26 protein-coding genes are annotated in these 26,357 nt (G+C 61.7%); 10 read left to right on the top strand and 16 right to left on the bottom strand.

The window, feature by feature from the left end; genetic code table 11:
- Window positions 1-20 precede the first annotated feature (20 nt).
- Together ATO7_RS06190 and ATO7_RS06185 are read left to right on the top strand one after the other, a co-directional pair.
- Entirely contained in the window at window positions 21-1,799 is a 1,779-nt protein-coding gene (locus ATO7_RS06190; protein ID WP_083560533.1) for a patatin-like phospholipase family protein, read from the top strand.
- A gap of 71 nt (window positions 1,800-1,870) precedes the next feature.
- Window positions 1,871-2,356, top strand: coding sequence for a TlpA family protein disulfide reductase (locus tag ATO7_RS06185; protein WP_083560530.1), 486 nt, complete (start codon window positions 1,871-1,873; stop codon window positions 2,354-2,356).
- Here ATO7_RS06185 and ATO7_RS06180 read toward each other — a convergent pair.
- From ATO7_RS06180 to pyrC, 7 genes are all read right to left on the bottom strand, one after another.
- The gene (locus ATO7_RS06180) at window positions 2,353-2,724 is read right to left on the bottom strand and encodes a VOC family protein (protein WP_083560528.1); all 372 of its coding nucleotides are present in this window, start codon (window positions 2,722-2,724) and stop codon (window positions 2,353-2,355) included. The genes ATO7_RS06185 and ATO7_RS06180 overlap by 4 nt on opposite strands.
- A 64-nt stretch (window positions 2,725-2,788) precedes the next feature.
- Complete coding sequence (locus ATO7_RS06175; RefSeq protein ID WP_083560525.1) at window positions 2,789-4,300, bottom strand: fumarate hydratase; 1,512 nt, start codon at window positions 4,298-4,300, stop codon at window positions 2,789-2,791.
- A 53-nt stretch (window positions 4,301-4,353) separates the two neighbouring features.
- A complete protein-coding gene (locus ATO7_RS06170) occupies window positions 4,354-5,124 on the bottom strand; it encodes a lysophospholipid acyltransferase family protein (RefSeq protein ID WP_083560523.1) in 771 nt (256 codons plus the stop codon).
- Window positions 5,121-5,867 carry a GNAT family N-acetyltransferase gene (locus ATO7_RS06165; protein WP_083560521.1) on the bottom strand — a complete coding sequence of 249 codons (747 nt, stop codon included), beginning with the start codon at window positions 5,865-5,867 and terminating at the stop codon, window positions 5,121-5,123. The genes ATO7_RS06170 and ATO7_RS06165 overlap by 4 nt, the downstream gene beginning before the upstream one ends.
- 98 nt (window positions 5,868-5,965) lie before the next feature.
- Window positions 5,966-7,156 (bottom strand): SMP-30/gluconolactonase/LRE family protein, encoded by a 1,191-nt coding sequence (locus tag ATO7_RS06160; RefSeq protein ID WP_083560519.1) that lies wholly within the window; start codon window positions 7,154-7,156, stop codon window positions 5,966-5,968.
- Window positions 7,153-7,827, bottom strand: a complete 675-nt coding sequence (gene rnt, locus ATO7_RS06155) for a ribonuclease T (RefSeq protein ID WP_083560517.1) — start codon at window positions 7,825-7,827, stop codon at window positions 7,153-7,155. The genes ATO7_RS06160 and rnt overlap by 4 nt, the downstream gene beginning before the upstream one ends.
- Window positions 7,824-8,861, bottom strand: coding sequence for a dihydroorotase (gene pyrC, locus ATO7_RS06150; protein ID WP_083560515.1), 1,038 nt, complete (start codon window positions 8,859-8,861; stop codon window positions 7,824-7,826). The genes rnt and pyrC overlap by 4 nt, the downstream gene beginning before the upstream one ends.
- Window positions 8,862-9,241: 380 nt before the next feature.
- Between pyrC and ATO7_RS06145 the strand changes: the two genes are divergently transcribed.
- The 3 genes from ATO7_RS06145 to ATO7_RS06135 are packed head-to-tail and all read left to right on the top strand — an operon-like array spanning window position 9,242 to window position 11,598.
- On the top strand, window positions 9,242-10,444 hold the full coding sequence (locus ATO7_RS06145; protein ID WP_083560513.1) for an argininosuccinate synthase: 1,203 nt from the start codon (window positions 9,242-9,244) through the stop codon (window positions 10,442-10,444).
- A gap of 9 nt (window positions 10,445-10,453) precedes the next feature.
- Window positions 10,454-10,666, top strand: a complete 213-nt coding sequence (locus tag ATO7_RS06140) for a hypothetical protein (protein WP_083560512.1) — start codon at window positions 10,454-10,456, stop codon at window positions 10,664-10,666.
- Window positions 10,666-11,598, top strand: coding sequence for a hypothetical protein (locus tag ATO7_RS06135; protein ID WP_083560510.1), 933 nt, complete (start codon window positions 10,666-10,668; stop codon window positions 11,596-11,598). Before ATO7_RS06140 ends, ATO7_RS06135 begins: the two co-directional genes overlap by 1 nt.
- A gap of 31 nt (window positions 11,599-11,629) precedes the next feature.
- Here ATO7_RS06135 and ATO7_RS06130 read toward each other — a convergent pair whose 3' ends face one another.
- Both ATO7_RS06130 and ATO7_RS06125 read right to left on the bottom strand, forming a co-directional pair.
- On the bottom strand, window positions 11,630-12,454 hold the full coding sequence (locus ATO7_RS06130; protein WP_146680166.1) for a mechanosensitive ion channel family protein: 825 nt from the start codon (window positions 12,452-12,454) through the stop codon (window positions 11,630-11,632).
- A gap of 14 nt (window positions 12,455-12,468) precedes the next feature.
- The gene (locus tag ATO7_RS06125; protein ID WP_083560508.1) at window positions 12,469-14,235 is read right to left on the bottom strand and encodes a GspE/PulE family protein; all 1,767 of its coding nucleotides are present in this window, start codon (window positions 14,233-14,235) and stop codon (window positions 12,469-12,471) included.
- A 79-nt stretch (window positions 14,236-14,314) separates the two neighbouring features.
- Between ATO7_RS06125 and ATO7_RS06120 the strand changes: the two genes are divergently transcribed.
- From ATO7_RS06120 to ATO7_RS06105, 4 genes are read left to right on the top strand one after another with little or no spacing between them, the layout of a single operon-like run.
- On the top strand, window positions 14,315-14,839 hold the full coding sequence (locus ATO7_RS06120; RefSeq protein ID WP_083560505.1) for a protease complex subunit PrcB family protein: 525 nt from the start codon (window positions 14,315-14,317) through the stop codon (window positions 14,837-14,839).
- Window positions 14,840-14,869: 30 nt separating this feature from the next.
- A complete protein-coding gene (locus ATO7_RS06115; RefSeq protein ID WP_083560502.1) occupies window positions 14,870-15,409 on the top strand; it encodes a redoxin domain-containing protein in 540 nt (179 codons plus the stop codon).
- Between the two features lie 37 nt (window positions 15,410-15,446).
- On the top strand, window positions 15,447-16,340 hold the full coding sequence (locus ATO7_RS06110) for an acyltransferase (protein ID WP_083560501.1): 894 nt from the start codon (window positions 15,447-15,449) through the stop codon (window positions 16,338-16,340).
- The gene (locus ATO7_RS06105) at window positions 16,337-17,095 is read left to right on the top strand and encodes an NUDIX hydrolase (protein ID WP_083560499.1); all 759 of its coding nucleotides are present in this window, start codon (window positions 16,337-16,339) and stop codon (window positions 17,093-17,095) included. The genes ATO7_RS06110 and ATO7_RS06105 overlap by 4 nt, the downstream gene beginning before the upstream one ends.
- Window positions 17,096-17,098: 3 nt before the next feature.
- Here ATO7_RS06105 and ATO7_RS06100 read toward each other — a convergent pair whose 3' ends face one another.
- On the bottom strand, window positions 17,099-17,530 hold the full coding sequence (locus ATO7_RS06100; RefSeq protein WP_083560497.1) for an MAPEG family protein: 432 nt from the start codon (window positions 17,528-17,530) through the stop codon (window positions 17,099-17,101).
- A 71-nt stretch (window positions 17,531-17,601) separates the two neighbouring features.
- Here ATO7_RS06100 and ATO7_RS06095 point away from each other — a divergent pair, with 71 nt between their 5' ends.
- Entirely contained in the window at window positions 17,602-18,822 is a 1,221-nt protein-coding gene (locus ATO7_RS06095; RefSeq protein ID WP_083561027.1) for a BaiN/RdsA family NAD(P)/FAD-dependent oxidoreductase, read from the top strand.
- A 61-nt stretch (window positions 18,823-18,883) separates the two neighbouring features.
- Here the strand turns inward: ATO7_RS06095 and ATO7_RS06090 are convergent, their stop codons facing one another.
- From ATO7_RS06090 to ATO7_RS06065, 6 genes are all read right to left on the bottom strand, one after another.
- Complete coding sequence (locus ATO7_RS06090; RefSeq protein WP_083560495.1) at window positions 18,884-20,287, bottom strand: hypothetical protein; 1,404 nt, start codon at window positions 20,285-20,287, stop codon at window positions 18,884-18,886.
- Window positions 20,288-20,471: 184 nt separating this feature from the next.
- Window positions 20,472-21,488: a DUF4340 domain-containing protein gene (locus ATO7_RS06085; RefSeq protein WP_083560493.1), complete on the bottom strand. Its 1,017-nt coding sequence runs from the start codon at window positions 21,486-21,488 to the stop codon at window positions 20,472-20,474.
- Entirely contained in the window at window positions 21,485-23,329 is a 1,845-nt protein-coding gene (locus ATO7_RS06080; RefSeq protein WP_083560490.1) for a Gldg family protein, read from the bottom strand. The genes ATO7_RS06085 and ATO7_RS06080 overlap by 4 nt, the downstream gene beginning before the upstream one ends.
- 9 nt (window positions 23,330-23,338) lie before the next feature.
- Window positions 23,339-24,073, bottom strand: coding sequence for an ABC transporter permease subunit (locus ATO7_RS06075; RefSeq protein ID WP_083560488.1), 735 nt, complete (start codon window positions 24,071-24,073; stop codon window positions 23,339-23,341).
- Complete coding sequence (locus tag ATO7_RS06070; RefSeq protein ID WP_083560485.1) at window positions 24,070-24,792, bottom strand: ABC transporter ATP-binding protein; 723 nt, start codon at window positions 24,790-24,792, stop codon at window positions 24,070-24,072. The genes ATO7_RS06075 and ATO7_RS06070 overlap by 4 nt, the downstream gene beginning before the upstream one ends.
- A gap of 94 nt (window positions 24,793-24,886) precedes the next feature.
- Entirely contained in the window at window positions 24,887-26,230 is a 1,344-nt protein-coding gene (locus ATO7_RS06065) for a DegQ family serine endoprotease (RefSeq protein ID WP_083560483.1), read from the bottom strand.
- Window positions 26,231-26,357 lie beyond the last annotated feature (127 nt).

Here is a 26,357-nt window from a genome sequence, read left to right as displayed (position 1 = left end):
GCCCGCGCTACACTGCACGGATGAGTCGTGACATCGCCGAAATTCTCAGTCGTCAGCGCCTGTTCCAGGACATGAGTGGACGTTTGCTCAACAAGCTGGCGGCCACCGTTCAGCTGGTGGATCTGCGTAGCGGCGGTATTTTGTTTGATGTCGGCAGCCCGCCCGATGCCTTGTATGTGGTGGTCACCGGGCGTCTGCGTTGTGATCTCGGTCGCGGACGTCATTCCGAGCTGGGCATGGGCGAGTCGGTTGGAGAACTTGGCGTGCTGGCCGACGAGCCGCAGCTGTATCGTGTGGTGGCGCTGCGCGACAGCCAGCTGATGCGTATCGAGCGCAATGCGTTACTGCGCACCTTGATGCGCCATCCTGAGTCGCTGCTAAGGCTCGGGCGTATGGAATTTCAGCGCTTGCGCAGCCACGGCACGGCCGAGTCGGAAGGCCAGCGTGGTCGTATTTCCAGTCTTGCCGTACTGGAAACCCGCCCTGGGCGCGGCGCGCGCGAAGCGGTGCGGCGGCTGGCCAGCGCATTGGCCCGCTTTGGCAGCGTGCGGGTCATCGATGAGAGCGCGGTGAATCAGGCGCTGGGCGACGGCGCGGCGGCGATGCCTTATGCGCGCAACCAGGACAACCGTGATCTGGTGCATTGGCTGAATGAGGTCGAGGCGCAAGAAGATTTTCTGATCTACACCGCAGCGCACCAGGCGCCGACCTGGTGGCGGCGCTGTTTGCGCCAGGCGGATCATGTTCTGTTGGCTGCGGATATTGATGACCAGGCGCAGCTTGATCTGCCGCTGCTGGAGGAACTGCGTTTGCAGCGCCTGCAGGTACCGGTCAGCATGCTGTTGCGGCGCGGACCCAAATCCCTGCGTGGTGATCCGATTGCCTGGCAGGCCAATGGGGATATCGACGATCAGTTTTTCTGGCGCAGCGGTGAGGACGAGGACATTCTCAGCATCGCCCGCCAGCTGACCCAAAAGGCCAATGGGCTGGTGCTTGGCGGCGGTGGTGCGCGCGGATTTGCCCATATCGGTTTGATCCGTGCGCTGGATGAGTTGGGCATACCGGTGGATTTGTGCGGTGGCTCAAGCATGGGAGCCATGATTGCCGCCCTGCGAGCCAACGGCTTGAGCGCGGTCGAGATCGTGCGTGAGATGCGCGCCAGTTTCGTCGAACACAATTTCCTCAATGACTACACCTTGCCACGGGTGGCGTTGATCCGCGGCCAGCGTTTTTTGCGCCGCATGCATGAGGTGTTTGGCGATCAACGCATTGAAGATCTGCCGGTGCCGTACTTTTGCGTCAGCACCAATTTGACCAAAGGAACTTGCGAGGTCCATCGCAGCGGTTCGCTGGCAACCTGGGTGTCAACCAGCATGGCGGTACCGGGTGTGGCGCCGCCGGTGGCCTGGCGTGGCGACTTTCTGGCCGATGGCGCGGTCATCAATTCCTTGCCCACCGATGTCATGCGTGAGATGGGGCGTGGGCCGGTGATTGGTTCCAGCGTCAGCACGGAGGGCATGATTGCGGCTCCCGGGATTGAGGGGCCAGACCCTGCCGCTTTGCTCAACTGGACTTCTGAGGCGGAAAAACCCAGCCTGTTCGATATCCTGTTCCGCACGGCGACGTTGACCAGTGAGAGTGGCAATGCGCGGCGTGCCGAATTGGCCGATGTCTATTTCCGCATGCCGGTGTCACACGTTGGCATGTTTCAGTGGGATGCGATTGATCAGGTTGTGCGTGCCGGTTACGAACACGCCATGCAAACTCTGCCGCAGTGGCGTGATCAACTGGGCGGCTGACGTACATTGACGGCCGGGAACTGATGGCCCGATACGGCGACTAAGTAAGCCCAAATAAGGATAGTGGTGCCATGTTTCGACGATTCGTTGCGCTCTGTGCATTGGTTTTTGCGGGCACGCTGGTGCATGCCTCCGATGCCGCACCAGCATGGCAACTCGACCAGCTCAACAGCGACGAACCCATGCGTCTGCATGACCTGCGAGGCGAGGTGGTGTTGCTCGACTTCTGGGCCTCATGGTGCGTGCCGTGTCGCGCATCGATGGCCGCCTTGCTCGATCTTAAGCGTGAATTCGCGGAGCAGCCGGTGCGTATTGTGCCGATCTCGGTGGATGCCGATGCGCAGGATGCGCGCGATTTTCTGGCCAAGTACGGTCCGGGGCTGATCAGCCTGCACGACCCCGACGGTGAGGTGGCCGATGCTTATGATCTGCTGGGCATGCCCAGCTCATTCGTCATCGGCCGCGATGGCCAGCTGTTGCTGCGCCATGAAGGCTATCGCGCCGGCGACGAGGAGGCCTGGCGCGAAGCCATACAACAGGCCCTGCAGGGCGACTAGCCCATCACGAACACATTGAGTTTGTTGCCGTCCGGATCGCGGAAGTAGCCGGCATAGAAATTGTCGCCACGTGGGCCCGGCTGGCCTTCATCGCTTGCACCCAATTCAATCGCTTTGGCGTGCAGAGCATCGACCTGGGCTTTGTCCTTCGCCCCGAACGCGATCATGCTGCCATTGCCAGCACTGGCGGCCTCACCATTAAACGGTTTGCAGATGCAGAAGGCGGGCTGTCCAGGCTGCGCCGCCCAGCAGATAAAGCTGTCGCCGAAATCCATAAAGCGTTTGGCCCCTATGGCCTCGAACAGTGCGTCATAAAACGCTGCTGCGCGGCCCATGTCATTGGTGCCGAGGGTGGTGTAGCCGATCATTGTGATGTCTCCAATCGCATATCAACAGTCAGGGCGGCGGTTGTTCAAAGCCGCTCCGCTAGGCTCAGGCGCTCGCCATGTCCTCAATTTTCATTTTCCAGATCTTGGGGCCCGTCTGGTGCACGGACTCACCCTGGGTATCGACCGCGACCGTCACCGGCATGTCGGTAACTTCGAACTCGTAGATGGCTTCCATGCCGAGTTCTTCGAAGGCCACGACCCGGGATGCGGTGATGGCCTTGGATACCAGATAAGCCGAGCCGCCCACCGCCATCAGGTAGACCGCCTGATGTTTCTTGATTGCTTCAATCGCCGTCGGCCCACGCTCGGCTTTGCCGACCATGCCGATCAGGCCGGTCTGTTCGAGCACGTAGTCGGTGAACTTGTCCATGCGCGTGGCCGTGGTTGGTCCCGCCGGGCCAACCACCTCTTCGCGCACCGGATCAACCGGCCCGACGTAGTAGATGAACTTGCCCGCCAGATCCACCGGCAGCTTCTCGCCGGATTTGAGGATCTCGGTCATTTTCTTGTGTGCGGCATCGCGACCGGTGTACATCTTGCCCGACAGCAGCAGGGTTTCGCCCGGCTTCCAGGTCTTGATGTCGTCGCGGGTCACGGTGTCGAGATTGACCTTACGGGCCGAGTCGCCGGCCGACCAGGTGATCTTGGGCCAGTCGTCGAGCGATGGCGGGGTTTGCAGGGCCGGGCCTGAGCCATCCAGCACGAAGTGTGCATGGCGGGTCGCCGCGCAGTTGGGAATCATCGCCACCGGAAGATTGGCCGCGTGGGTGGGGTAGTCCTTGATCTTGATGTCGAGCACGGTGGTGAGACCGCCCAGGCCCTGGGCACCAATGCCCAGTGCGTTGACCGCATCCATGATTTCCAGACGCAACTCTTCGGCCCGGTTGGACGGCCCGCGCTCACGCAGATCCTGGATGTCGATCGGATCCATCAGCGCTTCCTTGGCCATGACCATGGCTTTTTCAGCGGTGCCGCCAATGCCGATGCCGAGCATGCCTGGCGGGCACCAGCCCGCGCCCATGGTCGGTACGGTTTTGACCACCCAGTCGACGATCGAGTCTGAGGGGTTGAGCATGACAAACTTGGTTTTGGCTTCAGAGCCGCCGCCTTTGGCCGCCACCTGCACATCCACCGTGTTGCCTTCGACCACTTCCATGTGGATCACCGCCGGGGTGTTGTCGCGGGTGTTCTGGCGCTTGCCGGCCGGGTCGGCCAGGATTGAGGCGCGCAGCACATTGTCCGGGTGGGTATAGGCGCGGCGTACGCCTTCGTTGACCATGTCGGCGACCGACATTTGCGCATCCCACTGCACGTTCATGCCGATCTTGAGAAACACGGTGACGATGCCGGTGTCCTGGCAGATCGGGCGCTTGCCTTCGGCGCACATGCGCGAGTTGATCAGAATCTGCGCCATCGCATCCTTGGCTGCCGGATTTTCCTCCTTGAGGTAGGCCTCATGCACACCCTGGATGAAATCCACCGGGTGGTAGTAGGAAATGAACTGCAGGGCGTCAGCGACGCTGTCGATGAAATCGGATTGACGGATCAGGCTCATGACTCACTCGGTCAACGAATAGCCGCCCATTGTAGCGTGCCCGTCAGGCTGAATCAGGGCTTCAGCGCTTCCACAACGCGTGCACTGGGGGCGCCAATGGGCGCTTCGGTCGTCCAGCGCGGCGGGCAGGCCAGGGCGGATTCGGCCCATTGCTGGGTGGCCTGGGCGATGGCGTCGCGACTTTCGCCGCAATCCAGTGGCGGCCCGAAATGCACCTCTACATGCAGGGTCTCTTCGGCCAGAAGATTCCACAAATTGCCCACCAGGGTCTGCTCGTCCACGTAGGGCGCACAGGCTTCGCGGTAACGCAGCGCAAAAGGCAGAATGGGTGCGCCGGTGGCGATGGCGCCGGCGAACAGACGTGGCTGAAAACGTCGCACGCCGGGCCCGCGGGTGGTGGTGCCTTCGGGGAACACCACGACGCAGCGTCCGCCAGCCAGCATGGTGGTGATGTCCTGGTTGAGGGCTTTGGTGCCGTGGCCTCCGCGCTCGATGAACAGCGTGTCGGCGCTGCGTGACAACCAGCCGATCAGCGGCCACTGGCGAATTTCTGCCTTGGAAACGAACACCACCGGCTTGAGCGTGGCCAGCACGGCGATATCGAGCCAGGACTGATGATTGCCGGCCACCAGGGCCGGCGCCACGTCACGCTCACCCTGGCTATACAGACGCAGATTCAGAATGTTGAGCAGGCCGCCAAACCAGCGCTGCGACCACACCTCAGGCCGCGCGCTGAGCGCCGCCACCACCGCCATGAACAGGCCGACGACGGTGTGCAGAATCAGGCGAAACAGGCGGAAAAAGCGGCGTAGCGTGCGGATCAAGAGCTCAGCGGAACGTTGCCCAGAAAGCGCTTAGCATAACGCGGATGCAATTCGCGCAGGTTGAGCAGCATGAACACATCGGCGCAGTGGAATTCGGTGTCCCAGTAGGGTTCGCCACAGGCTCGCGCGCCGAGGCTGACATAAGCTTTGAGCAGCGGCGGCATGCGTGTGCGTTCAAAGCTGACCACGCGCTCGGGCAGCGGGTTGCTAGGCGAAACGCGCAGGTCCGGTGCGCTCATGTAGCGGTTACGGATTTCCTGCATGATGCGATGAGCGGCATCCAGATCATCCAGCGGCACGCTGGCGCAACCGAACAGGTAGTCGATATTGTTCGAGGCAACGTACTCGGCCAGGCCTGACCACAGCACGGCGATGGTCGTACCATTGCGGTAATCGGCGTGCACACAGGTGCGACCGACTTCGAGCTTGCGACCCTGCAAGTTTTCAATCCCGCCGATATCGAACTCATGGGCTGAGTAGAAACTGCCGGCACGCGCGGCGCCGTCACAGGTCAGCAAGCGCGTGCAGGCTACGATGTTGCCATCGCCATTGCGCACGATCAGGTGCTCGCAGAACGGGTCCAGTTCGTCCTGATCCAGCTGCTCCGGGCCGCCGTCGATCCGGGCGCCCATCTCGCCGGCAAAAATTTGGTAACGCAGCTTTTGCGATTCGCGAATTTCGTCGGCGCTGTGGGCCAGACTGCAGCTGAATCGCGGCAGGACATCTTCGGCAACAACGGCCATAGCTCAGCCTCAAACGTATGAATACGTGGAGTTTGAGCAGCGCATATTGAAGTTTGGTGACGCCGATGTGACCGCTGTGTGACGGCAGTCCGGCCGGTTTAGTGCCCTGGGCGCCCCGGCACATCGTTTTTCACCCGAAAAACCTGGTAAGGCGCGTTCTTCGCCACACTGGCGGGCGGCAGGCCGATGACCTGATGCAGGCTGCTGGCTGTCACGTAAAGTTCACCGTCGGGGCCGAAGCTGAAACCGTCCGGCCAGCGCAGGCGGGCATCCTTGATCAGGGTGCTGAGTTCGCCACGCGGACTCATGCGCAAAATCGCCGAATGCTCCGGGTCGGAAATGTAGATATTGCCGGCGTTGTCGCTGGTCAGCCCGTCGCTCATGGTTTTCAAGCCGACACGCTGAATGCGACGTTTGAGCGTCTCGCTGGACACTTCGGCATCGCGCAGCAGGGCGGTGGCCACGCGGTACATGTAATTGTTGGTGACCGCGGAAAAATACAGCCAGTCGCCTTCGGGGCTGAGTGCGATGGAGTCCACGCCGGGGCGAATGGTGACCAGACCAAAGGCCTGCATGGGGCGCCCCTGCACGACCGGCAGATAATGCTCGGCGTCCACACTTTCATGGGCGCTGATGACCCGGCGGGCCTGTTGTCGTGCGACGTCGTAGACCAGAATCGCCGGTGTCAGCGCAAAGAAGCTGGCGTCGGCAATGTACACGGTGTTGCCGTCGGGGCTGACCTGAAAATCATTGAGGTGGGAGCCTAGGCCGACCAACTCGCGGCTGAAGCTGTGGCTGTGCACCAGTTCACCGCTGTCCAGGTCGAAGGCCAGGAGCCGACCCGGCTTGAGACCATGTTTGCCATTGTCCAGGGCCCACAGACGGTTTTGTGCGTCAATCCGGATCGACAGCACCTCATGCAGAGCCTCATCGGCGTCGCCACCGGGTTGCATGGCTGCGCTAGGCCATGGGCGTGCTTCGCCGTCGACCCATTCGACCACATTCATCGGCGGGCGGGCTTCCGGGTGCAGGGTGAAAAATATGCGTCGATCGCGGCTGACCGCGATGTTGCCTGGCGGGAAGTCCAGGTTGGCAACCACTTCGAGAGCATCGCTGTCCCAAAGTGGTGTGGTGGTGCGGTCTGGAAATGCGGCACCACCGCCGTAGCGGGCATGCAGCAGCACTGCCAGGCTAAGCAGGACCAGGACGGGGACGGCCAACCAGCGCAAGGCGCGCCAGTGCGCTTTGCGCTTGGCGGGCGCGGCCTTGGTCTTGGCCGGAGCGCTCATTCTTCCTCGTCGTCGCGGGTGACCCAGGCCTGATGCACCGGTGCGATGCTGTTGAGCATGACGCAGAACAATTCGGCGGTTTTCGCCGCATCGTACCGGGCCGAGTGGGCCTGCTTGGGGTCCCAGCCGATACCGGCGGTTTCGATCGCGCGGGCCAATACGGTCTGGCCCAGGGTGGCGCCGGCCAGGGTGGCCGTATCGAACACCGAAAACGGATGGAATGGATTGCGTTTGATGCCACAGCGCGCCACCGCGGCGTTCAGAAAGCCGAGGTCGAAGTGGGCGTTGTGCCCGACCAAGATGGCGCGTTTGCAGTCGTAGCGCCGTATCGCCCGGCGCACGACCTGAAAGCTGCGGCCCAGGGCATTTTGTTCGGTGTCGGCGGCGCGCAGGGGCGAAAACGGTTTGATACCGGTCACTTCCAGTGCGGCGTCTTCGATGTTAGCGCCGGCAAAGGGCTGAACATGGAAATGCACCGCTTCGCCCGGTGACAGCTGGCCGTTGAGGTCAATGTCGAGGGTATGCGCGGCGATCTCCAGCAGGGCGTCGGTGGCGCAGTTGAAGCCACCGGTTTCGACATCGACTACCACCGGCAGAAAGCCGCGAAAGCGGTTCTTCATCAACACCGCGCGGGCGGCGTCTTCTGGGCTTTGAATGGTTTCTTCGCTCATCCGCGGCTCGCAACAAAGGGCAGAGACTGGCCGGCCAGCATGGGCACAACTTCGCCACCTGACAATGGGTAGCTGTCGGGCACGGTCTGCTCGCGGCGTTCCAGGGTCAGCTGCGAGGTGTTGCGCGGCAGGCCGTAGAAGTCCGGGCCGAAGTGGCTGGCGAAGTCTTCCAAGCGATCAAGCGCGCCCGCAGCCTCGAAACTTTGCGCGTACAGCTCGATCGCGGTGGCCGCAGAGAACATCCCGGCACAGCCGCAATCCGATTCCTTGTCGGTGCGTTTATGTGGTGCGCTGTCGGTGCCGAGGAAGAAGCTCGGGTCGCCGCTGATGGCGGCTGCCGCCACGGCTTCGCGGTGGCTCTCGGCCTTGAGTATCGGCAGGCACCAGGCGTGGGGTCGCAGGCCACCACGGAACAGCTCATTGCGATTGAAGCGGATGTGCTGCGGGGTGATGGTGGCGGCGGTTTTCGTGCCGGCACTACGGACAAAATCCACGGCCTGAGCGGTGGTGATGTGCTCCAGCACGATCTTCAGCTGCGGCAGGCTGTCGCGGATGGGTTGGAGAATGCGCTCGATGAACACGGCTTCGCGATCGAAAATGTCGACGTCGGCATCGGTAACTTCACCATGCACCTGGAACACCAGCCCGCAGTCGCTCATGGCTTTGAGGCTGTCACGGATATTGCGGATGTCGGTGACACCGGCATCCGAGTTGGTGGTGGCGCCGGCCGGGTAGAGCTTGAATCCGTGTACGAAGCCCGAGGCCGCCGCCGCTTCGACCACTGCAGGTGTGGTGTTGTCGGTGAGATACATGCTCATCAGCGGCTCGAATGTCAGGCCGTTTGGCACTGCATCGAGGATGCGCTGGCGATACGCTGCCGCCAGTTCAACCGTGGTGACCGGTGGCTTGAGATTGGGCATGACGATGGCGCGGGCGAACTGCCGGGCGGTGTGAGCCACGGTGTCTGACAGGGCCTGTCCATCGCGCAGGTGCAGGTGCCAGTCGTCAGGGGTTGTGATCGTGAGTGCAGTCATTCTTCTCGTGGTGAGGCGTCGCTGAAAAGGTTTTCACAAACCCGCTCAAGTACGTCCATGTATCGCTTGTCATCGGCCATCCAGGCCTCTGACAGTTTGTGAAAACCTTTTCAGCGACACTCTGTGGCCGTTTGGGCGGCTTTGGCGACAGTGTACTTCCAATGCCTCACTTCGCGGGGGGGCGTGTTGGGCGGCCGATAGCGTGTGATGGTGGTGTTTTCAGGACTGTCAGAGGCCTGGATGGCCGATGACAAGCGAGCCATGGATGGCCTTGAGCGTGTCCTGAAAACACCACCATCGCGCGCTAAGCACCCGAAATTCAATGAGAACCGGCCGGCCACCCGCTATAATCGCCGCCCGCGTCAAACTCCGCAAACACTATGTCCGACATTAAAAAGGTCGTCCTCGCCTACTCCGGTGGTCTTGATACCTCCGTCATCCTGAAATGGCTGCAGGACCAGTACCAATGCGAAGTGGTCACTTTCACCGCCGATCTGGGTCAGGGTGAGGAAGTGGAAGAAGTCCGTCCCAAGGCTGAAAGTCTGGGGGTGAAAGACATCTTCATCCGTGATCTGCGTGAGGAGTTCGTGCGCGACTTCGTGTTTCCGATGTTCCGCGCCAATGCCATTTACGAGGGTGAGTATTTGCTCGGCACCTCGATTGCGCGGCCGTGTATTGCCCGCAACATGATCGAAATTGCCCGCGAAGTCGGCGCCGATGCGATTGCCCACGGGGCAACCGGCAAGGGCAACGACCAGGTGCGTTTCGAACTGGGTGCGTACGGTTTGATGCCCGAGATCAAGGTCATTGCGCCGTGGCGCGAGTGGGATCTGAACTCGCGTGAGAAGCTGCTCGCCTACGCCGATCAGCACGGCATCCCGATCACCAAGAAAAAGGACGGCAGTTCACCGTACTCGATGGACGCCAACTGTCTGCACATTTCCTACGAAGGGGAAGAGCTGGAAGACCCGTGGATAGCGCCCAAGGACGGCATGTGGCGCTGGACCACCAGCCCGCAGGATGCGCCGGACAGCCCCGAAGAGATCACCATCGGTTTCGAAAAGGGTGATGCGGTTTCGCTCAATGGACAGGCCATGAGCCCGTTCGCGTTGCTGGATGCGCTCAACACGCTGGGCGGCAAACACGGCATCGGGCGTCTCGACATCGTCGAGAACCGCTACGTCGGTATCAAATCCCGCGGCTGTTACGAAACCCCGGGGGGCACCATTTTGCTGCGCGCCCACCGCGCGATCGAATCGATCACCCTGGATCGTGAGGCGGCTCATCTTAAGGATGAGCTGATGCCGAAGTACGCCAAGTTGATCTACAACGGCTACTGGTACAGCCCCGAGCGCGAAGCCATGCAGGCGGCGATTGATCACACCCAGCAGACGGTCAACGGTGAAGTGCGTCTGCAGCTGTACAAGGGCAACGTGCTGACCCTGGGGCGTCGTTCGCCGAGCAACAGCCTGTTCGACGAATCGATCGCAACCTTCGAAGACGACAAGGGCGCCTATAACCAGCGTGATGCCGAAGGCTTCATCAAGCTCAACGCACTGCGCCTGAAGCTGGGCAAGAAGTAGGCGGGCGTTATGGCGGCCGATCTGAGCGAACTGAAGACGCGTCTGGGTGACGCGGAACTGGGTGCCCTGGCGGAGCTGGATGAGGCCGACGTGGCGCGTTTATGTCAGCTGTTCGATGCGGCGCGCGAGCATCAGGCGACGACGCTGCAGCAGGCTTCGGAACAGGCCCTCAAACACATTCCGGCGCTGCTGCGGCCGGCCGTACGCAAGTTGTTGTTCTGATGTCTGATCTGTTGCTGCGCGCCGAGCTGGAGAAGCTTGCCGTCACCCTCAATACCTCGGTCGCCGAGCTGGATTTCCTGGCCCATCTTGATGCCCAGGCGCTGCGCGAGTTGCGTGCGGCCACCTCGGCAGCTTTGTTTGATCGTCACGTCAAACGCTTTCAGCGCCTGGCGGACAGCACCAAGCTGCTGCCCAACAAACTGGTTGCGGTGATCACGTCCAAGGTCATACCGCCGGCGCTGTCGGCGCAGGTCACCGGTCTGCTCGACGCCGATGACGCGGTGGATCTGGCCGGGCGGCTTGAGCTGTCTTATCTGGCCGATATCTGTGTCGCGATGGACCCGCGCAGAGCACAACCTGTGCTCCAGGCCATGCCATCGGCCACCGTGGTTGAAGTCGCCATGGAGATGTTGCGTCGGCGTGATTTCATGCCGATGGCGCGCTTCGTTGATGCGCTGACCAACGCGCAGATTTCTGCCGTGGCCCAGCGCATGACGGCAGAAGGCCTGCTGCAAGTGGGCTTTTTCGTGGAGTCCGACGAGCGCCTGAGTCAGCTGATTGGCCTGCTTGATGATGAACAGCTGGCCGGGACCATGCCCGCGGCTGCCGCGCAGGATGGCCAGTTGTGGCCGCAGGTGCTGAGTCTGGTCGAGCGTCTTGACGCCACCCAGCGAGCGCGTCTGGGCAATCTTCTGTCATCGGCTACACCCGAGCTGCTCGACAGCCTGAACAAGGCCCTGTTCGAGCGTGATCTGTGGCGCGCATCGCTGCCCATGCTTGAAGCCATGGACGATGCGGCCCAGGAGATCGTGGTCGCGGCCCTGGCCAGCCACGCCGATCAGGCGGGTGAGCCTGATCATCTGGACGCGTTTCTGCAAAGCCTGAGTGACGGCTTGCGGCGCAAAGTCCAGATTGCCCTGGGTCGGGTCTGAGCCGACCCAGAGCCTGATCCGGGCGCCCGGATCAGCTGTTCTGCTGCAGGTGGACGTCCATCTGCGGGTACGGAATGCCGATGTCGTTCTGGTCGAAGCGCAGCTTGATCTGTTCGATCAGATCGCTGCGGGTCTGCCAGTAGTCCGGCGTGTTGACCCAGGTGCGGTAGCTGATGATCACCGCCGAGTCGGCCAGTTCGGTCACACCCAGCCACGGGGCCGGGTCGCTCAGCACGCGCTCGTCGTTTTCGGCAATGTCTTTGAGGATGTCTTTGGCCTTGCGGAAATCAGCGTCGTAACTGATGCCCACCGGCAGGTCGATACGCCGGGTCGGGCGAATCGAGTAGTTGATGATGTTGCTGCCCCAGATTTCGTGGTTAGGGACGGTGATTTCCTGATTGTTCGGCGTTTTCAGCACGGTGGCGACAATCTTGATCTGCTCGACCGTGCCGGCAGTGCCGCCGGCTTCTATGTAGTCGCCAACGCGGAACGGGCGGAACATGATCAGCATGACCCCGGCGGCAAACGAGGACAGCTGGTCTTTCAGGCTCAGACCGATGGCGACGCCGGCGCCACCCAGCAGGGCCGCGGCGGAGGTTGTGCTGACGCCGAGCTCACCCAGGGCGGCGATGACCACCACCGCCATGAGCAGGCCATAGGCGACGTTGCCGAGGAAGCCGGCCAGGGTGGGGTCGGCCTTGCCACGCATCAGGGCTTTCTTGATGCCGGCGACGATGAGTTTGGCAATCCAGCGACCGATGATGAAGGTGGCCAGCGCGGCGAGCAGTTTCAGCCCCATGGCTTGCGCGCCTTCGCTCAGCTGGGTCATCAGTTCGGGATTGATCAGGCTGTCCATAACGATCCTTCGATTTACTCTGTGGGAGGGGTCACACGCAGCACTTCTCGGGCGTGTGTCAGGCCGGCCAGCACTTTGTGCAGTCCAGCTTCGCGCAGACTGGCGGCGCCAGCCGCGCGCGCGCTGCGGCGCAGTTGTTCCAGATCCGTATTGTCGCGGATCAGGTCACGAAATTCAGGGCCGATCTCGACCAGCTCATACAAGCCAACCCGTCCGAGGTAGCCTGTGGCCCGGCATTCCAGGCAACCTTCGGCGGCCATGGCTTGTTCCGGCAGGGGGCGCTCATCGCCAGCCAGTGCGCGCCATTCCACCGCATCAACTGGCGCTGGCGCCTTGCAGTGAGGGCAAAGCTGACGCGCCAGACGCTGGGCCATGACCCCGAGCAGGGTGGCACGCAGCAGATACGGCGGTACGCCCAGATCGAGCAGGCGGGTGATCGCAGCGGTGGCATCATTGGTGTGCAAGGTGCTGAGCACCAGATGGCCGGTCAGCGCCGCTTGAACCGCAACCTCGGCGGTTTCCAGGTCCCGAATCTCGCCGACCATGATGATGTCCGGATCCTGGCGCAACACCGTGCGCACACCGCTGGCGAAGCCCAGATCAATGGCCGGGTTGACCTGCATCTGATTGAACTGCGGTTCGACCAGTTCGATCGGGTCTTCGATGGTGGAGACATTGACCTCTTCGGTGGCCAGCTGGCGCAGGGTGGAGTACAGCGTGGTGGTCTTGCCCGAGCCGGTCGGCCCGGTCACCAGCACGATACCGTGGGGTTGGCGAGTCAGGTGTTGCCAGGTCTCGATCTGCTGTTCGCCCAATCCCAGGGCTTCATAGCTTTTGAGCAGCGAGTCGGGGTCAAAAACGCGCAGCACCAGTTTCTCGCCAAAGGCCGTGGGCATGGCCGATAGGCGCAATTCGACCTCCTGACCATCCGGGCTGCGGGTTTTGATGCGCCCGTCCTGGGGGCGACGTTTTTCGGCCAGGTCCAGGCGCGCCAGGACTTTGAGTCTGGCGGTCACTGCTGAAGCCACTTTGGGTGGCATCTGGAACACCTGGTGCAGCACGCCGTCGATGCGAAAGCGCACCCGGCCAGTGTCGCGCCGGGGTTCCAGATGAATATCGCTGGCACGTTGATCAAAGGCGTACTGCAAGATCCAGTCGACCACACTCACCACATTCTGGTCGTTGGCTTCGAGATTGCCCCGGCGTCCCAGTTCGATGAGCTGTTCCAGGTTCTGCAGGTCATTGCTGCCGGCGCCGCGGCGTGTCTGCTCCTGTTCGCTGGCCTTGATGGAGCGCGCCAGGGCATAAAACTCGACCACATAGCGCTGAATATCCGCCGGGTTAGCGAGAACCCGGGTGATGCGCCGGCCGGTGATCTGACTGAGCTCATTCACCCATTCGCTGCGGCCCGGCTCGGTGACCGCAAAAACAGCACTGCTGCGGGTGGTTTCCAACGGCAGAATGCCGGCACGTGTGGCGTAAGCGTAAGAACACAGCGCTGTGGCCTGGGGTATGTCGACCTTGAGCGGGTCGATCTTTCGGTAGCCAATGTCGCAACGCTGGGCCAGCCAGCGGCATAGCGCTTCGGTGTCGATCAGTTGTTGTGGCTTGTCCGCGCGATGCAGCTTGAGCACGGCCAGGCGAACCAGGGGGTGTTCTGCGGATGCGGCGCCGGCCAGGCGGCGGATGGCGTTGTGGCTCTGTTCACGGGTGAGCCAGCCATCTTCGCGCAAGGCTGTGCCCAGCCACTCAATCGTGATGTTGCCTCGCAGGGTTTCCATGCACCCGATGATCGCATTTCGGGCGGAAAAGGTGTGGGCGCGTTGCTACAATTCGCAGGCCTGATTATCGGAGCCCGAGATGAAGCCGCTTGTTCGCCTTGTAGTTGCTGTTGCAATGATTGCCAGCCTGGGCGCCTGTTCCTGGATGCCCCCGTTGAAGTTCTGGGACACCGGGCCCAAGGTGGGGCCGGGCGAAGTCAAAGTGCGAGAACTGCGCCGGTCGTTGCTGTGTGGCACGCCCAGCGAAGCGGCGGTGGTGCGTTATTTCCCCACGGTTGAAGCACTGACCAGTTGGGACAGCGAGGACATTCTGCATCTCGACCGTATCGAGCTGCCAAGTGATCGCGCCTTCGTGCTGGTTGAGCAGGGTCGCCGTCAAACCGGTGGCTACAGCATCGAGCTGCGCAAAACCGCGCGTGTCGACGAGCAAGGTACCCTGCACATGAGCGCTGAGTGGCTGGAGCCGGGCGAGGACCGCATGGTCACCCAGATCATCACCAGCCTGTGTGTGCTGGCCAGTGTGAAACCGGAGCCTTACACCCGCGTCGAACTGGTCGACAAGAACGGCACGTTCCGGGCCGGCGTTGACATTCCCAAAGACTGAACCCGTCAGGCAGGCGCTGGTCATACGGCCATGAACCTGCGCACACGAGTCTGGATAGCGGCTATCGGCCTGATCACCTCGGCCGGTGTGGCGCATGCTTTGACAGCCGATGAGGCTCCGCGCGCGCCCGAGTTCTTCGCCACTCAAGCTGAGCAGTGGATCAACAGTCCGCCATTGAGCTTGCAGGATCTGGAAGGCAAGGTGGTCTTGCTGGAGTTCTGGACTTTCGGCTGCCACAACTGCGTGCGCAGTATTCCCTGGGTTAAAGCCATGCAGGAGCGCTACCGCGATGACGGCCTGCGGGTCATCGGCGTGCACACACCGGAATTCAGCTATGAGCGATCCGCCTCAGCGGTGCGCGACAAGGTGCGCGAGTTGGCGATACGTCACCCGGTCATGCTGGACAACGACTACGCCTACTGGAACGCCATGGGCAACCGTTACTGGCCGGCCTTCTACCTGATCGACCGGCGTGGCCGCGTTCGTCAGGCCTGGGCTGGCGAAATCCGCAATGGCAGCACCCGCGGGCGCGAAATCCAGCATCAATTGGAGGCGATTCTCGCGGAATAGGTAGAATCTCCCCACTCCTGTTCTGACCGCTGACATCATGCTGAGCTTCTTGCCTGCTCCGATACTCGGGGTGATCTGCTCCACCCTGTTCGTCGTCAACCTGTTGTTCTGGGCGATGCCGGTGTATGTGGTGATTGTGCTCAAGCTTGTGCCCATCAAGCCTTGGCAACGCTGGATGACCGCCATACTGCACGCTCTGTGCGAGTGCTGGGTGTGGTTCAACGTGGCGATTGAACGCAGTATCCACAACACCGAATGGGAGATCCGTGGGGTCGAAGGGCTGCGCCGTGATGCCCAGTATCTGATGATCAGCAATCATCAGAGCTGGAATGACATCTACGTGGCCATGCGCGCGGTCGGCGGCAAAGTGCCGTTCTTCAAGTTCTTCATCAAGCAGGAACTGATCTGGGTGCCGGTGCTGGGGCTGGTCTGGTGGGCGCTGGATTACCCCTTCATGAAGCGATACAGCCGTGAGCAGCTGAAAAAACGCCCGGAGTTGGCGGGCAAGGACCTGGAGACCGCACGCAAGTCCTGTGAGAAGTACATCGGTGTGCCGGTGACGGTGCTCAATTATCTGGAAGGCACACGCTTTACCGCGCAGAAGGCTGAGCGACAGAACACCCCCTACAAGCACCTGCTCAAACCCAAAAGTGGTGGTTTGGCCTTTGCCGCCTCGGCCTTGGGGCCGCAGGTCAATACCCTGATCGATATGACCATCGTGTATACCGATGGGGCCAAGGGCTTTTGGGATCTGATGTGTGGCCGCCATCGCAAGATCGTGGTGGATGTAAAAATCCGCACCGTGCCGGCCAGCTGGTATGCCCACAACTATCAGCAGGAGCCAGAATTCCGCCGTGAGGCCCAGCGTTGGGTTGCGGATCTGTGGACTGAAAAGGATGCGTTGATTGAGCGCGAACTCGACGCGACATGAGCGTCGCGTTGCAGGATGCTGCCACCGTCGTGCTGTTGCGCGACGGCAGTCAGGGGCTGGAGGTGCTGATGGCCAAACGCAGTGCCAGCACCCGCTTTTCAGCTGGCGCCTTTGTGTTTCCCGGTGGCGCGGTCGATCCGGGTGACAGTATTGCTCCTGATGTCTGTGTAGGTCTTGAGTCGGACCAGTGCGATGCGCGCTTTGGCGAGGCGGGTGCGGCTCGCTTCTACCTGACGGCCGCCCGCGAGCTTTACGAGGAGGTTGGTATCTGGTTGTTTGACGGGCCGCCGCCTGGTGACCCGCAGTTGCGCCGCAAGCTGCATGCGGGGGCGCTTAGCCTGGCCCGCGTTCTTGATGACTGTGGTCAGCGCCTGGATGCACAAGTGCTGCACTATTTCAGTTTCTGGACCACGCCACCGATGATGCCGCGACGCTATCGCACGCGTTTTTTTGTTGGCCAGATGCCACATGGGCAAACCCCCAAGGTCGATGCGGTGGAACTGACCGAGCTGTGCTGGACCACCCCGCAGCAGATGCTGCAGCGGCAACGGGCGGGCGAGGTTGATCTGATCTTCCCCACGGTCAAGGAACTGCAGCGCCTGAGTCAGTACGCCAGCGTCGAGCAGGCCTTGTCGGCCCTGCGTGAGATTGACGAGGTGCCGGAAATTCGCACCCGTCACCGCCTTGAAAACGGGCGACGGGTGCTGATCCTGATGCCGGGCGAGCCGGGTTACGAAGACCTGCCGGCCTGGTAGGGCCTAGAGCAGATTGATCAGCAGGCGGACGGCCAGCGCCATGAGCACGGCGGTGCTCAAGAGGAACAGATTGAAGCGCACCAGCACTTTATTGCTGGTGGCGTGAACCAGGCTGTGAACAATACGTAGACCCACGTATGCCCAGGCCAGCACCAGATTGATCCCGCTGCCGGCGCCGATCATCGCCAGAGACAGTGCTGCGGCATAAAAGATCGTCGGCTGTTCCATTAAGTGGTTGTAGTTGTCGGCTTTCCACTGCACTTCGGCTGGTAATGCGGCGCCCAGATCCTGGGTGCGCGGAAATTTTTGCGGGTGCATGCGCAGGCGCTTCATGGTGGGCAGTCGGGTCAGGGCCAGCCAGCCGAGCATGATCAGTGACCACAGCACCAGCACGGCGACCGGAAGCAGGATCGGGGATGAAGTGGGGATCGTCATGATGAATGTGCAGCCTCAAAGAGTGGAGCGCCGAGTCTGTCCGGATTGAGCACTTTGATCAACGCCGTATCATGGCGCCCTTCGAACTCAGACTTCCGAACAGCGCAGTGACCGTGCATGACCCCGATATCCTGATTCTTGGTGGCGGTGCCGCCGGATTGATGTGTGCGTTGGTGGCGGGGCGGCGGGGGCGTCGTGTGCGCGTGATCGAACATGCCAACCGGGTTGGAAAGAAAATTCTGATGTCTGGCGGGGGGCGCTGCAATTTCACCAACCTGTATATCGAGCCCGATCGCTATCTGTCGCACAACCCGAATTTCTGCCGTTCGGCGTTGGCGCGCTATACACAATGGGACTTTATTGCCATGGTGGATGCGCACGGCATCGCCTGGCATGAGAAGGAGCTGGGGCAGCTGTTCTGTGATGAATCGTCAAAACACATTGTGGCCATGCTGTTGGCCGAGTGCGCTGAAGCGGGTGTCGAGATCAGCACCGCCTGCGAGGTCAGCGCAGTGGCCGCGCGTGATGGAGGCTTTCGGGTCGAAACCTCACTCGGTACCTTGGCTTGCGAGTCTTTGGTGGTGGCCACTGGCGGACTTTCCATTCCCAAGATGGGCGCGACCGGGTTCGGGTTTGAACTGGCCCGGCAGTTCGGTCACAACGTCCATCCAACCCGGGCTGGGCTGGTGCCGTTCACCCTGAGCGGTCGGCCGCAGGAAGATTGGTTGCCATTGGCCGGCGTTTCCCTGCCGGTGAGCGCACAGTGCCAGGAGCAGAGTTTTACCCAACCTCTGCTGTTCACTCACCGCGGCTTGAGCGGCCCGGTCATTCTGCAGCTGTCCTCATACTGGGAGGCCGGCCACGAGGTGTTTTTGGATTTTCTGCCTGGCCGCGACGCCGCTGAGTGGCTGCGTGCGCTCAAACGTGATGCGGCAACCCGGTCGCTGGAGCAGGTGCTGGGCGATGTCATGCCGCGCCGTGTGGCGCAACGTCTGGTGGAGCTTCAGGCTTGGGATGGAGTGCTGCAGACGTACCGCGACAATGCGCTGGACGCGATGGGAGCGCTGCTCAATCAGTGGCCAGTGCGACCCAGCGGAACCGAGGGGTATCGCACGGCGGAAGTCACCCTAGGGGGGGTCGACACTGCTGAGCTGTCATCGCGGACCATGCAGTCGAGCAAAGTGCCAGGGCTTTATTTTGTCGGCGAGGTGGTGGATGTCACCGGGCATCTGGGTGGTTTCAATTTTCAGTGGGCATGGTCATCAGCGTATGCCTGTGGGCAGGTGTGCTGAAGCCCGCAAACAAAAACGCCCGGCCGAAGCCGGGCGTTTGCACTGAGTGCTGAAGGCGCGCTTAGAGCAGGCCGCCCAGCAGACCGCCGAGCAGGTCATCAAGCAGACCGCCAAGCAGGCTGTCGACAACATCAACCACCGCGTCAACCAGTGGCAGGCCGAGCAGGTTGGTGGTGTTGACCACATCGGTCAGCATGCCGGTCACAGCGTTCGGATCAGCAGCACCCAGGGCCTGCAGCAGTTCCACCGGGCTCATGTCCGAGGTGTCGCCGGTCAGGGCTGCGATCAGAGCACTGGTCGGCAGATCAGCGGCGTCAATCACCAGCAGCGAGGCGAGCAGATCAGCAGGGTCATTGAGGCCGTTGCCAATGATCGCGCCGAGTACGCCTTCCAGCGGATTCGCGCCGCCGAACACGCTTGAGAATGCGCCTTGGGCCGGAGCCACGGTGCTCAGAATACCGGTGGTGAATTCAGCCGGGATCACGCTGGGCAGATCGTCGCCGAAACGGCCGGTCAGGGTCGCGATCAGCGTCTGGATCTGGCCGGTCACATCAGACGGGTCAGCGCCGGGTTCAGCCGCTTCGTCGTTGGCTGCATCGATGTCGCCAGCCTGAACAACACCGGTCAGAACGTTGTCGAGCAGGTTGCTAACCAGCGACTCGATACCGGCCTGGGTGCCGGCTGCGTCAAGCGAGCCGATTGCGCCCAGCATGCCCTGCACGTCACTCATGGTGTTGACCAGAGTGTCGAAGACAGCGCCGATGACAGGGGCATCAGACACACCAAGCAGATCCAGTTCGTTGGCCAGTGCGGACAGGTCAACGGCGGCGGTCAACGCAGCCAGATCCGGCTCTTCAGCAGCAGCCTGTGTGGCCAGTTCATCAGCCAGGGTTTCCAGAGCCGCCACAACCGGAGCCAGCGGCGTACCGGCAAACTGATCGTCGGTGAACGGGTTTTGCGGGTGGTCTTCGTCACAGCTGCCATCGCCATTGAGCGCAAACAGCATGTTCTCAACCTGAACGGCGAAGGTTTCCAGGGAAGTCTGGATCTGCTCGGCCAGTACGGCCGGGTCAGCAGTGTTGCCCGACTGAGCCAGCACGATGGCTGCATCCGGTACGTCAACCAGGGTGTTGATCGCAGCTGCGGCGCAAACCGCGAAGCCGCTCAACGGATCTGGCAGTTCCGGGGCAACCGTGTCAGCAATGACAGCGGTCACAACATCATCCTGGACCGGGTCCAGAGGGCCGGTAACCTTACCGTCAACCGGTGCCGGCGATTCGCTCGGGGTCGGGGTTGCGGTAGGTGTAGGTGTTGCGGTGGGGGCCGGTGTGCTGGTCGGCGCCGGCGTGGGATTGGTGGAGGTGCTGCTGGATCCACCACCGCCACAAGCGGTGAAAAGAATGGCGCTACTGCACAGCAGGCCAAGTCCGAGTGATTTCCCGAGACGAATATCGGATGGTTGCATTGGGACAGCTCCTTGTTTGAACGATTCGTCGCCCCACCCCCGGGGCGTGCTACACATTCAACAGAGGCAGCTGTAAAGAAACTGTGAGTGCGTCAAGAACTTTTTTGCAAGGCAAAAAAAAGCCGCCATGCGGCGGCTTTTCAGATGATGCGCGGATTGCATCGCAGGCTGCGTGCTGTCCGGCTCAGCTGTCGCTGTCCTGTGAGGCTTGTCGAATTAGCATGCTGTGGGTCATCGACAAAGCATCCACGCTGTATTGGGGGCCCAGGAAGACGCGCCCGGCGGCCTTGGCGTTGATTGCATCAACGCGTGCAAGCAGAGCCTCGTCAGCGCTATCAGCGGCGCTGGCAGTCAGACGCAAATAGCGCGTGTTGTCCTCAGATTTGGCCACCGCAACTGTGAGCTGAAGGCCGTCAAAAGTGCTCAGCTTAGCCTCGCTCCAGCGCAGCTCGCTGGGTGCTTGCGGCAGCACATCCTCAATTCTCAAGCTCGACAACGCGGCGCCGAGACGGTTGATGTTGGCCGCATTGAGACTTGCGTCCTGCGCCGGTGCGGGTTCCAGTGCGAAGTCACTTTGCTCAGGGTCGTCCTTATGGATCGCGTACTGCGGACCGTCCAGCGGGCTTACTTCGATACGCTGGATGTCGTTGCGCGCCACGCTGAGCAGGGGGTTGTCCAGCCAGGCCACGGTGACGCGCGGCAGAGCAACAGACTGGTCAATCAGCCAAGCCTGGGGATCGTCGAGCATGCGCACATAGCTGCCGCTGGCGGTGGATTTGCCGATGATGATATCCAGCACAAGTTCATCGCCACTGTGCGCACTCACCCGGACGGTGGTGTCCTGCGCGTGCTCGACATCCTCAACGCCCAGACGGGCATAGAAATCGGGCTGCGCGGTTTTGGCTTCCAAGCGGCGTGCTTGAGCCAGTTTACGCAGCTCTTTGCGCAAGGCCGTGGTGTCGGCCGGGTAGTGGCCACGTTCCACCACTTGCCATTGACCATCTTTGGCCGTCAGTGTGGTGGCGTCGTTGCCGGCCGGCTGGATGGTGACGGTGTCGATGTCGGCCAGCTGGTCGGCCAAGTCAGGCACCAGCATCTGGCCCTCGTTCACGCCAAAACGCTGCTGCTCGCGATGGCTGGCGAACCAGGCCGCGAGGCTTAGCGCCACGGCGGCGACGATCAGAATCTGCAGCTTGCTCATGCCCGTCCCCCCTTGCGACGCAGTCCCAGTAGCAGCGCGATCAGCACGATCACGAGTGGTACCAGACCAACATTGACGAACTTGAGGCTGGCCTCCAGGTGGTCGATGTCCTTGTTCAGGCTGTGGCGAACTTCGCGCAGTTCTTTGCGTGTCCGCAGTTGCTCATCCCGGAAACCCTCGATTTCAGCTTCCTGTTCCGGGGTCAGTGTGAGCAGATTGCCTTCGCCGCTCTGGTTCTGCAGTTCGGTCAGCTTGCGTTCGGTTTCACGCAGCTTGCTTTGCAGGCGTTCCTCATGTTCGCGGAAGCGTGCGTCTGCATCACGCTTCATGTCTTCCACGCGAGTGAACGGGCGGGTGTAGCCCGCGCGGCTCTTGATCCCGATCACGTCGGACGAGCCCAGCAGGTTGTCGGCAGCGTTGACCAAGAAGTCGCCGTTGCCGGCAAACGGTGAAGCAATCTGCTGGCCGAGGAAATTCTGCACCTGAACCCAGAAGCGGTTGGTCAGCATGTCGGTGTCGGCCATCACGATCACGTTGATCGGCGCGCTGGAGGTGCTGAGGTGGTTCGGGTTCTCGATCCCCTCAGGCGGCGTTTCGCCATAGGCGCTGGATGCCGGGCCATGCACGCGAGCGGCAACGCTGTAGGTTTCTCCACTGGGGGAAAAGCCCGACATCAGCTGTTCCGGGCGGGTCCCGGGCTGAACCTTGAATGCCGGAATCGGTGCGGCGCGATCACTGGACACGACCAAGGGCGTGAATGTGGTGGTTGCCGCTTCGGTCGGGCTGAGGATACCGGCATAGCCGAAGTTCATGCTGTCCAGACCCTGGGTAACCACATCATCAGGGTCGAAGTGACTGGCATCCATGCCCAGCATGCCGATGTGATAGGCCGCCTGCCCGTTGGGGCCTTGCACCTGCAGCGCGGCGGCACCATCGCCGAGCACGTCGCCACTTAAGCTCAGGCCCCAGGCGCCGAACAACGGCTCCAGGTTGGAATTCGGCCCCGGACCTTCGGCCATGGCGGCCATGCCGCGTGGGGCTGCGGACTCGGCGTAAGGATCCACAAAGACCAGTGCATTGCCACCGCCCATCACGAATTGATCGATGGCGTACAGCGTGGTCTGCGACAGATTGACCGGATGAACCAGGATGAGCAGCTCGACCTCGTCATCGACGCGCTCAAGTTCGGTTCCCAGATTAACCACTTCAAAGAACTCACCCAGCTGGGTAAAGGCCATCCAGGCTGGTGTCGGCTGCATGCTGTGCGGATCAGCCTGGCCGCCTACATCAAGGGTGCTGAGCAGGCCGATCTTGGGTTTGACCGGATTGGCCAGGGCGTAGATCAGCTTGGCCACGTCGTATTCCAGCAGACTTTCGCGGCTGGGCTGGAAGAAGGGAATGGTTTCCACATCGTCCACGCTGTTGGTGCCGGCCAGGCCAAAGTAGAAATTGTCGCCGGCATCATTCAGCGGCACGCTCTGCACGCCAAGTTCCACGGCGCGGTCCTCGTCGGTTGAGAACGGTTCCGGGGCAATCAGCTTGAGGCGCAGTTTGTCGCCGCCGCGCAGGGCCACTTCCTCCAGAAACTCCTGCACGCGGGTGGCGTAGGTCTGCAGTTGCGGCACACCTTGCGCACCTTCGCGGTTGTAGAAGAAGTACAGCGTGATCGGCTCTTCGATCTTGTCCAGCACATTGCGGGTGCCGTCGCTGAGTGTGTACAGATTGTTTTCGGTCAGATCCAGGCGCCAGCCCTTGAACAGGACCTGGCTGAGGCTGACCACGGCGAGCAGTGCGACCGCGACCACGATCAGACTGCTGCGGGTAAAGGCTTTGCTTTGCATGTCTGTCTCCTAGTCGGCTTTCTTCAGGTCGATCACGATCGCGCTGGCATACAGCCAGGCGGCGATGAAGGCGGCGAAGAAGATCACGTCGCGCAGATCAATCACGCCTTTGGCGATGGCCTGGAAATGCGTCAGGAAGGACAGGCTGGCGATCGCTTCGGTCAGGCCGGCTGGCAGCCAGCTGGAAAACATGTCCAGGACCAGCGGAAAGCCGGCCAGGGTGAACACGAAACACACCATCAGCGAGACGATGAACGCGATCACCTGGCTTTTGGTCGCTGCCGAAATGCAGATACCCACAGCAAGGTAAGCGCCCGCCATCAGCAACGAGCCGAGATAGGCCGCCACGATGATGCCGTTGTCCGGCTCACCCAGATAGTTGACGGTGATCCAGATCGGCACAGTGCCGGCCAGTGCGATGGCGATGAACGCCCAGGCGGCGAGAAACTTGCCCCACACCGCCTGACCCATGGTGATGGGCAGGGTCAGCAGCAGTTCGATAGTGCCGGCCTTGCGTTCCTCCGACCAGATGCGCATGGCAATGGCCGGGATCAGGAACAGATACAGCCACGGATGGAAGTTGAAGAAGGATTGCAGATCGGCTTGCCCGCGGGCGAAGAAATTGCCCAGGTAAAAGGTGAACACGCCGGTCAGCATGAGAAAGATGATGATGAAAATATACGCCAGCGGGGTGGCGAAATAGGCCGCCAGTTCGCGGCGGAATATGATCTTGGTCGCGCTCATGACAGGCCTCCAGCGGTGATTTCGCGGAAATAGTCATCCAGGCGTCCGGACGCGGTCTTGGCGGCCAGCGTGGCCGGGGTGTCGTCGGCCAGGATCTTGCCATGCGAGATGATCATGGCGCGGGAACACACGGCTTCCACTTCTTCCAGAATGTGGGTCGAGACCACGATGATCTTGTCCTTGGCCATGCCCTGGATGAGTTTGCGGACCTCGTGTTTCTGATTCGGATCCAGGCCATCGGTGGGCTCATCCAGAATCAGCACCTGCGGGTCATGCAGGATCGCCTGGGCCAGGCCGACGCGGCGTCGAAAGCCCTTGGATAAAGTTTCCAGGCGTTGCCCGAGCACATCGTTCAGATGAATGTCAGCCACCACGGCGTCGATGCGCGCCTCGCGCTGGGCGCCACTGAGGCCGCGGATGTCGGCGATGAAGCGCAGAAACTGCGCCACCGTCATGTCGCTGTAGCCGGGCGCGCCTTCCGGCAGATAGCCGAAGGTGCGCTTGGCCGCGACCGGGGCCTGCTGGATGTCATGGCCCATGATGCGGGCGGTGCCGCCATCCGGGGTCAGAAACCCCGTGATCATTTTCATCGTGGTTGATTTGCCCGCGCCGTTCGGCCCGAGAAACCCGAGCACCTCACCGGGTGCTACGGAAAAAGACAGGTCATCGACAGCGTAACGGTCACCAAACCGTTTGCTGAGATGTTCCACCTCAATCATCGGTCATCCCCCTGGATTGACAAGTTTATGAACCCGCTGATCGCGCAGCGCCGCTGGCCACCGTGGCTGCGCACACCATGCGATCAGAGGTTTGCTAACGAAGCATCAAGAAAAAGGCCCGGTTACCACGACGGATATTGAGCAGCAGCTCGCCCCGCGCCGAGGTTGTGGCCTTCTGGAAATCATCAATCGACCGGATCTCGCGCCGGTTTACCGAACTGATGATGTCGCCGGGCCGGAGCCCGGCTCGCGCCGCCGGACTGCCCGGCTCGACGCGCTTGATATAGATGCCGCTGCCCGCCAGTGGGTGGCCAGCGTCAATTTCTGCCAGCGTGGCGCCGCCGAGCAGGCTGCTCAGGGTTTCGGCGGCCACATTGTCCTGGCTGCTGATGCGTGCCTTGAAGCTGAAAGGCTTGCCGTCGCGCAGTGCATCAACGCGGATGTCTTCACCGGCGCGAATCAGCCCGATACTGTTGCGCAAATCGTCGGCGCTGCGAATTTCGCGGCCGTTGACCGCGGTCACCACATCGCCAGAGCGCAAGCCGGCCTTGTCGGCGGTTGAGCCAGACTCAACCTGCGTGATCACCGCGCCCGAGACACCCTCGGCCTTGAGGGCGCGGGCCAGTTCTTCGTTGAGGTTCTGTGCGCTGACCCCGAGCCGGCCGCGCTGCACCGCACCGAATTCGATGATCTGCTCCATCAGCGCCTTGGCCATGCGCGCCGGAATGGCAAAGCCGATGCCGACGTTGCCACCGCCCGGGGCCACGATGGCGGTGTTGACGCCGATCAGTTCGCCGTCGACGTTGACCAGCGCGCCGCCTGAGTTGCCCGGGTTGATCGAGGCGTCGGTCTGGATGAAATCTTCATAGCCTTCAATGCCCAGACCGCTGCGCCCCAGTGCCGATATGATGCCGGAGGTTACGGTCTGGCCGAGTCCGAAGGGATTGCCGATGGCGACCACATAGTCGCCAACGCGCAACTCATCGGATTTGCCGAAGCGCACTTCAGTCAGGTTCTCGCTGTCGACCTTGATCACCGCGATATCGGTTTCCGGATCGCTGCCGACCAGTGAGGCTTCGAGCTCGCGCCCGTCGGTCAGGGTGACTGTGATCTGGCTGGCGTTGTCGATCACATGATGGTTGGTCAGGATGTAGCCGCGCTTGGCATCGACAATCACACCGGAGCCCAGGCTTTGCGATTCGCGCTGGCGCGGGCGCGGCAAATTGAAGAAGTGACGGAAGAACGGATCTGCCATCAGCGGGTTGTTGCTGGTGTCGATGCGCGAGCGCGTGGCGATGTTCACCACCCCCGGGGTGACCTGCTCAAGCATCGGCGCGAGGCTGTCGTGCGAGCCGGGGTGGTGCGCGGCAGCGCCCGGGCTCAAGCCGATCGCCACGGCCGCAAGGACGGCCTGACTGAACGCTAAAGCCTTATTCATGTGGTAACCAAAAGTCTTACGATGGATAATCGGTAATCAAGTTTTCCGCTGGAAGCGCGGTGATCTGCCCAGATTGGGGGCATGTCTGAGCATTATCAAGGCATGCTGGACAGAACGCTCAAGCTTC

The sequence above is a fragment of the Oceanococcus atlanticus genome, assembly GCF_002088235.1.
GTDB lineage: Bacteria > Pseudomonadota > Gammaproteobacteria > Nevskiales > Oceanococcaceae > Oceanococcus > Oceanococcus atlanticus.
The sequence above is the reverse complement of the archived record's forward strand: the minus strand, read 5'-3'. Positions and strand labels throughout refer to the sequence as shown.

Excerpts from the sequence above, each read along its gene's own strand:
- ATO7_RS06190 (WP_083560533.1), top strand. The coding sequence starts at position 21 with ATGAGTCGTGACATCGCCGAAATTCTCAGTCGTCAGCGCCTGTTCCAG.
- ATO7_RS06185 (WP_083560530.1), top strand. The coding sequence starts at position 1,871 with ATGTTTCGACGATTCGTTGCGCTCTGTGCATTGGTTTTTGCGGGCACG.
- ATO7_RS06180 (WP_083560528.1), bottom strand. The coding sequence starts at position 2,724 with ATGATCGGCTACACCACCCTCGGCACCAATGACATGGGCCGCGCAGCA.
- ATO7_RS06175 (WP_083560525.1), bottom strand. The coding sequence starts at position 4,300 with ATGAGCCTGATCCGTCAATCCGATTTCATCGACAGCGTCGCTGACGCC.
- ATO7_RS06165 (WP_083560521.1), bottom strand. The coding sequence starts at position 5,867 with ATGGCCGTTGTTGCCGAAGATGTCCTGCCGCGATTCAGCTGCAGTCTG.
- ATO7_RS06160 (WP_083560519.1), bottom strand. The coding sequence starts at position 7,156 with ATGAGCGCTCCGGCCAAGACCAAGGCCGCGCCCGCCAAGCGCAAAGCG.
- rnt (WP_083560517.1), bottom strand. The coding sequence starts at position 7,827 with ATGAGCGAAGAAACCATTCAAAGCCCAGAAGACGCCGCCCGCGCGGTG.
- pyrC (WP_083560515.1), bottom strand. The coding sequence starts at position 8,861 with ATGACTGCACTCACGATCACAACCCCTGACGACTGGCACCTGCACCTG.
- ATO7_RS06145 (WP_083560513.1), top strand. The coding sequence starts at position 9,242 with ATGTCCGACATTAAAAAGGTCGTCCTCGCCTACTCCGGTGGTCTTGAT.
- ATO7_RS06140 (WP_083560512.1), top strand. The coding sequence starts at position 10,454 with ATGGCGGCCGATCTGAGCGAACTGAAGACGCGTCTGGGTGACGCGGAA.
- ATO7_RS06135 (WP_083560510.1), top strand. The coding sequence starts at position 10,666 with ATGTCTGATCTGTTGCTGCGCGCCGAGCTGGAGAAGCTTGCCGTCACC.
- ATO7_RS06130 (WP_146680166.1), bottom strand. The coding sequence starts at position 12,454 with ATGGACAGCCTGATCAATCCCGAACTGATGACCCAGCTGAGCGAAGGC.
- ATO7_RS06125 (WP_083560508.1), bottom strand. The coding sequence starts at position 14,235 with ATGGAAACCCTGCGAGGCAACATCACGATTGAGTGGCTGGGCACAGCC.
- ATO7_RS06120 (WP_083560505.1), top strand. The coding sequence starts at position 14,315 with ATGAAGCCGCTTGTTCGCCTTGTAGTTGCTGTTGCAATGATTGCCAGC.
- ATO7_RS06115 (WP_083560502.1), top strand. The coding sequence starts at position 14,870 with ATGAACCTGCGCACACGAGTCTGGATAGCGGCTATCGGCCTGATCACC.
- ATO7_RS06110 (WP_083560501.1), top strand. The coding sequence starts at position 15,447 with ATGCTGAGCTTCTTGCCTGCTCCGATACTCGGGGTGATCTGCTCCACC.
- ATO7_RS06105 (WP_083560499.1), top strand. The coding sequence starts at position 16,337 with ATGAGCGTCGCGTTGCAGGATGCTGCCACCGTCGTGCTGTTGCGCGAC.
- ATO7_RS06100 (WP_083560497.1), bottom strand. The coding sequence starts at position 17,530 with ATGACGATCCCCACTTCATCCCCGATCCTGCTTCCGGTCGCCGTGCTG.
- ATO7_RS06095 (WP_083561027.1), top strand. The coding sequence starts at position 17,602 with ATGGCGCCCTTCGAACTCAGACTTCCGAACAGCGCAGTGACCGTGCAT.
- ATO7_RS06090 (WP_083560495.1), bottom strand. The coding sequence starts at position 20,287 with ATGCAACCATCCGATATTCGTCTCGGGAAATCACTCGGACTTGGCCTG.
- ATO7_RS06085 (WP_083560493.1), bottom strand. The coding sequence starts at position 21,488 with ATGAGCAAGCTGCAGATTCTGATCGTCGCCGCCGTGGCGCTAAGCCTC.
- ATO7_RS06080 (WP_083560490.1), bottom strand. The coding sequence starts at position 23,329 with ATGCAAAGCAAAGCCTTTACCCGCAGCAGTCTGATCGTGGTCGCGGTC.
- ATO7_RS06075 (WP_083560488.1), bottom strand. The coding sequence starts at position 24,073 with ATGAGCGCGACCAAGATCATATTCCGCCGCGAACTGGCGGCCTATTTC.
- ATO7_RS06070 (WP_083560485.1), bottom strand. The coding sequence starts at position 24,792 with ATGATTGAGGTGGAACATCTCAGCAAACGGTTTGGTGACCGTTACGCT.
- ATO7_RS06065 (WP_083560483.1), bottom strand. The coding sequence starts at position 26,230 with ATGAATAAGGCTTTAGCGTTCAGTCAGGCCGTCCTTGCGGCCGTGGCG.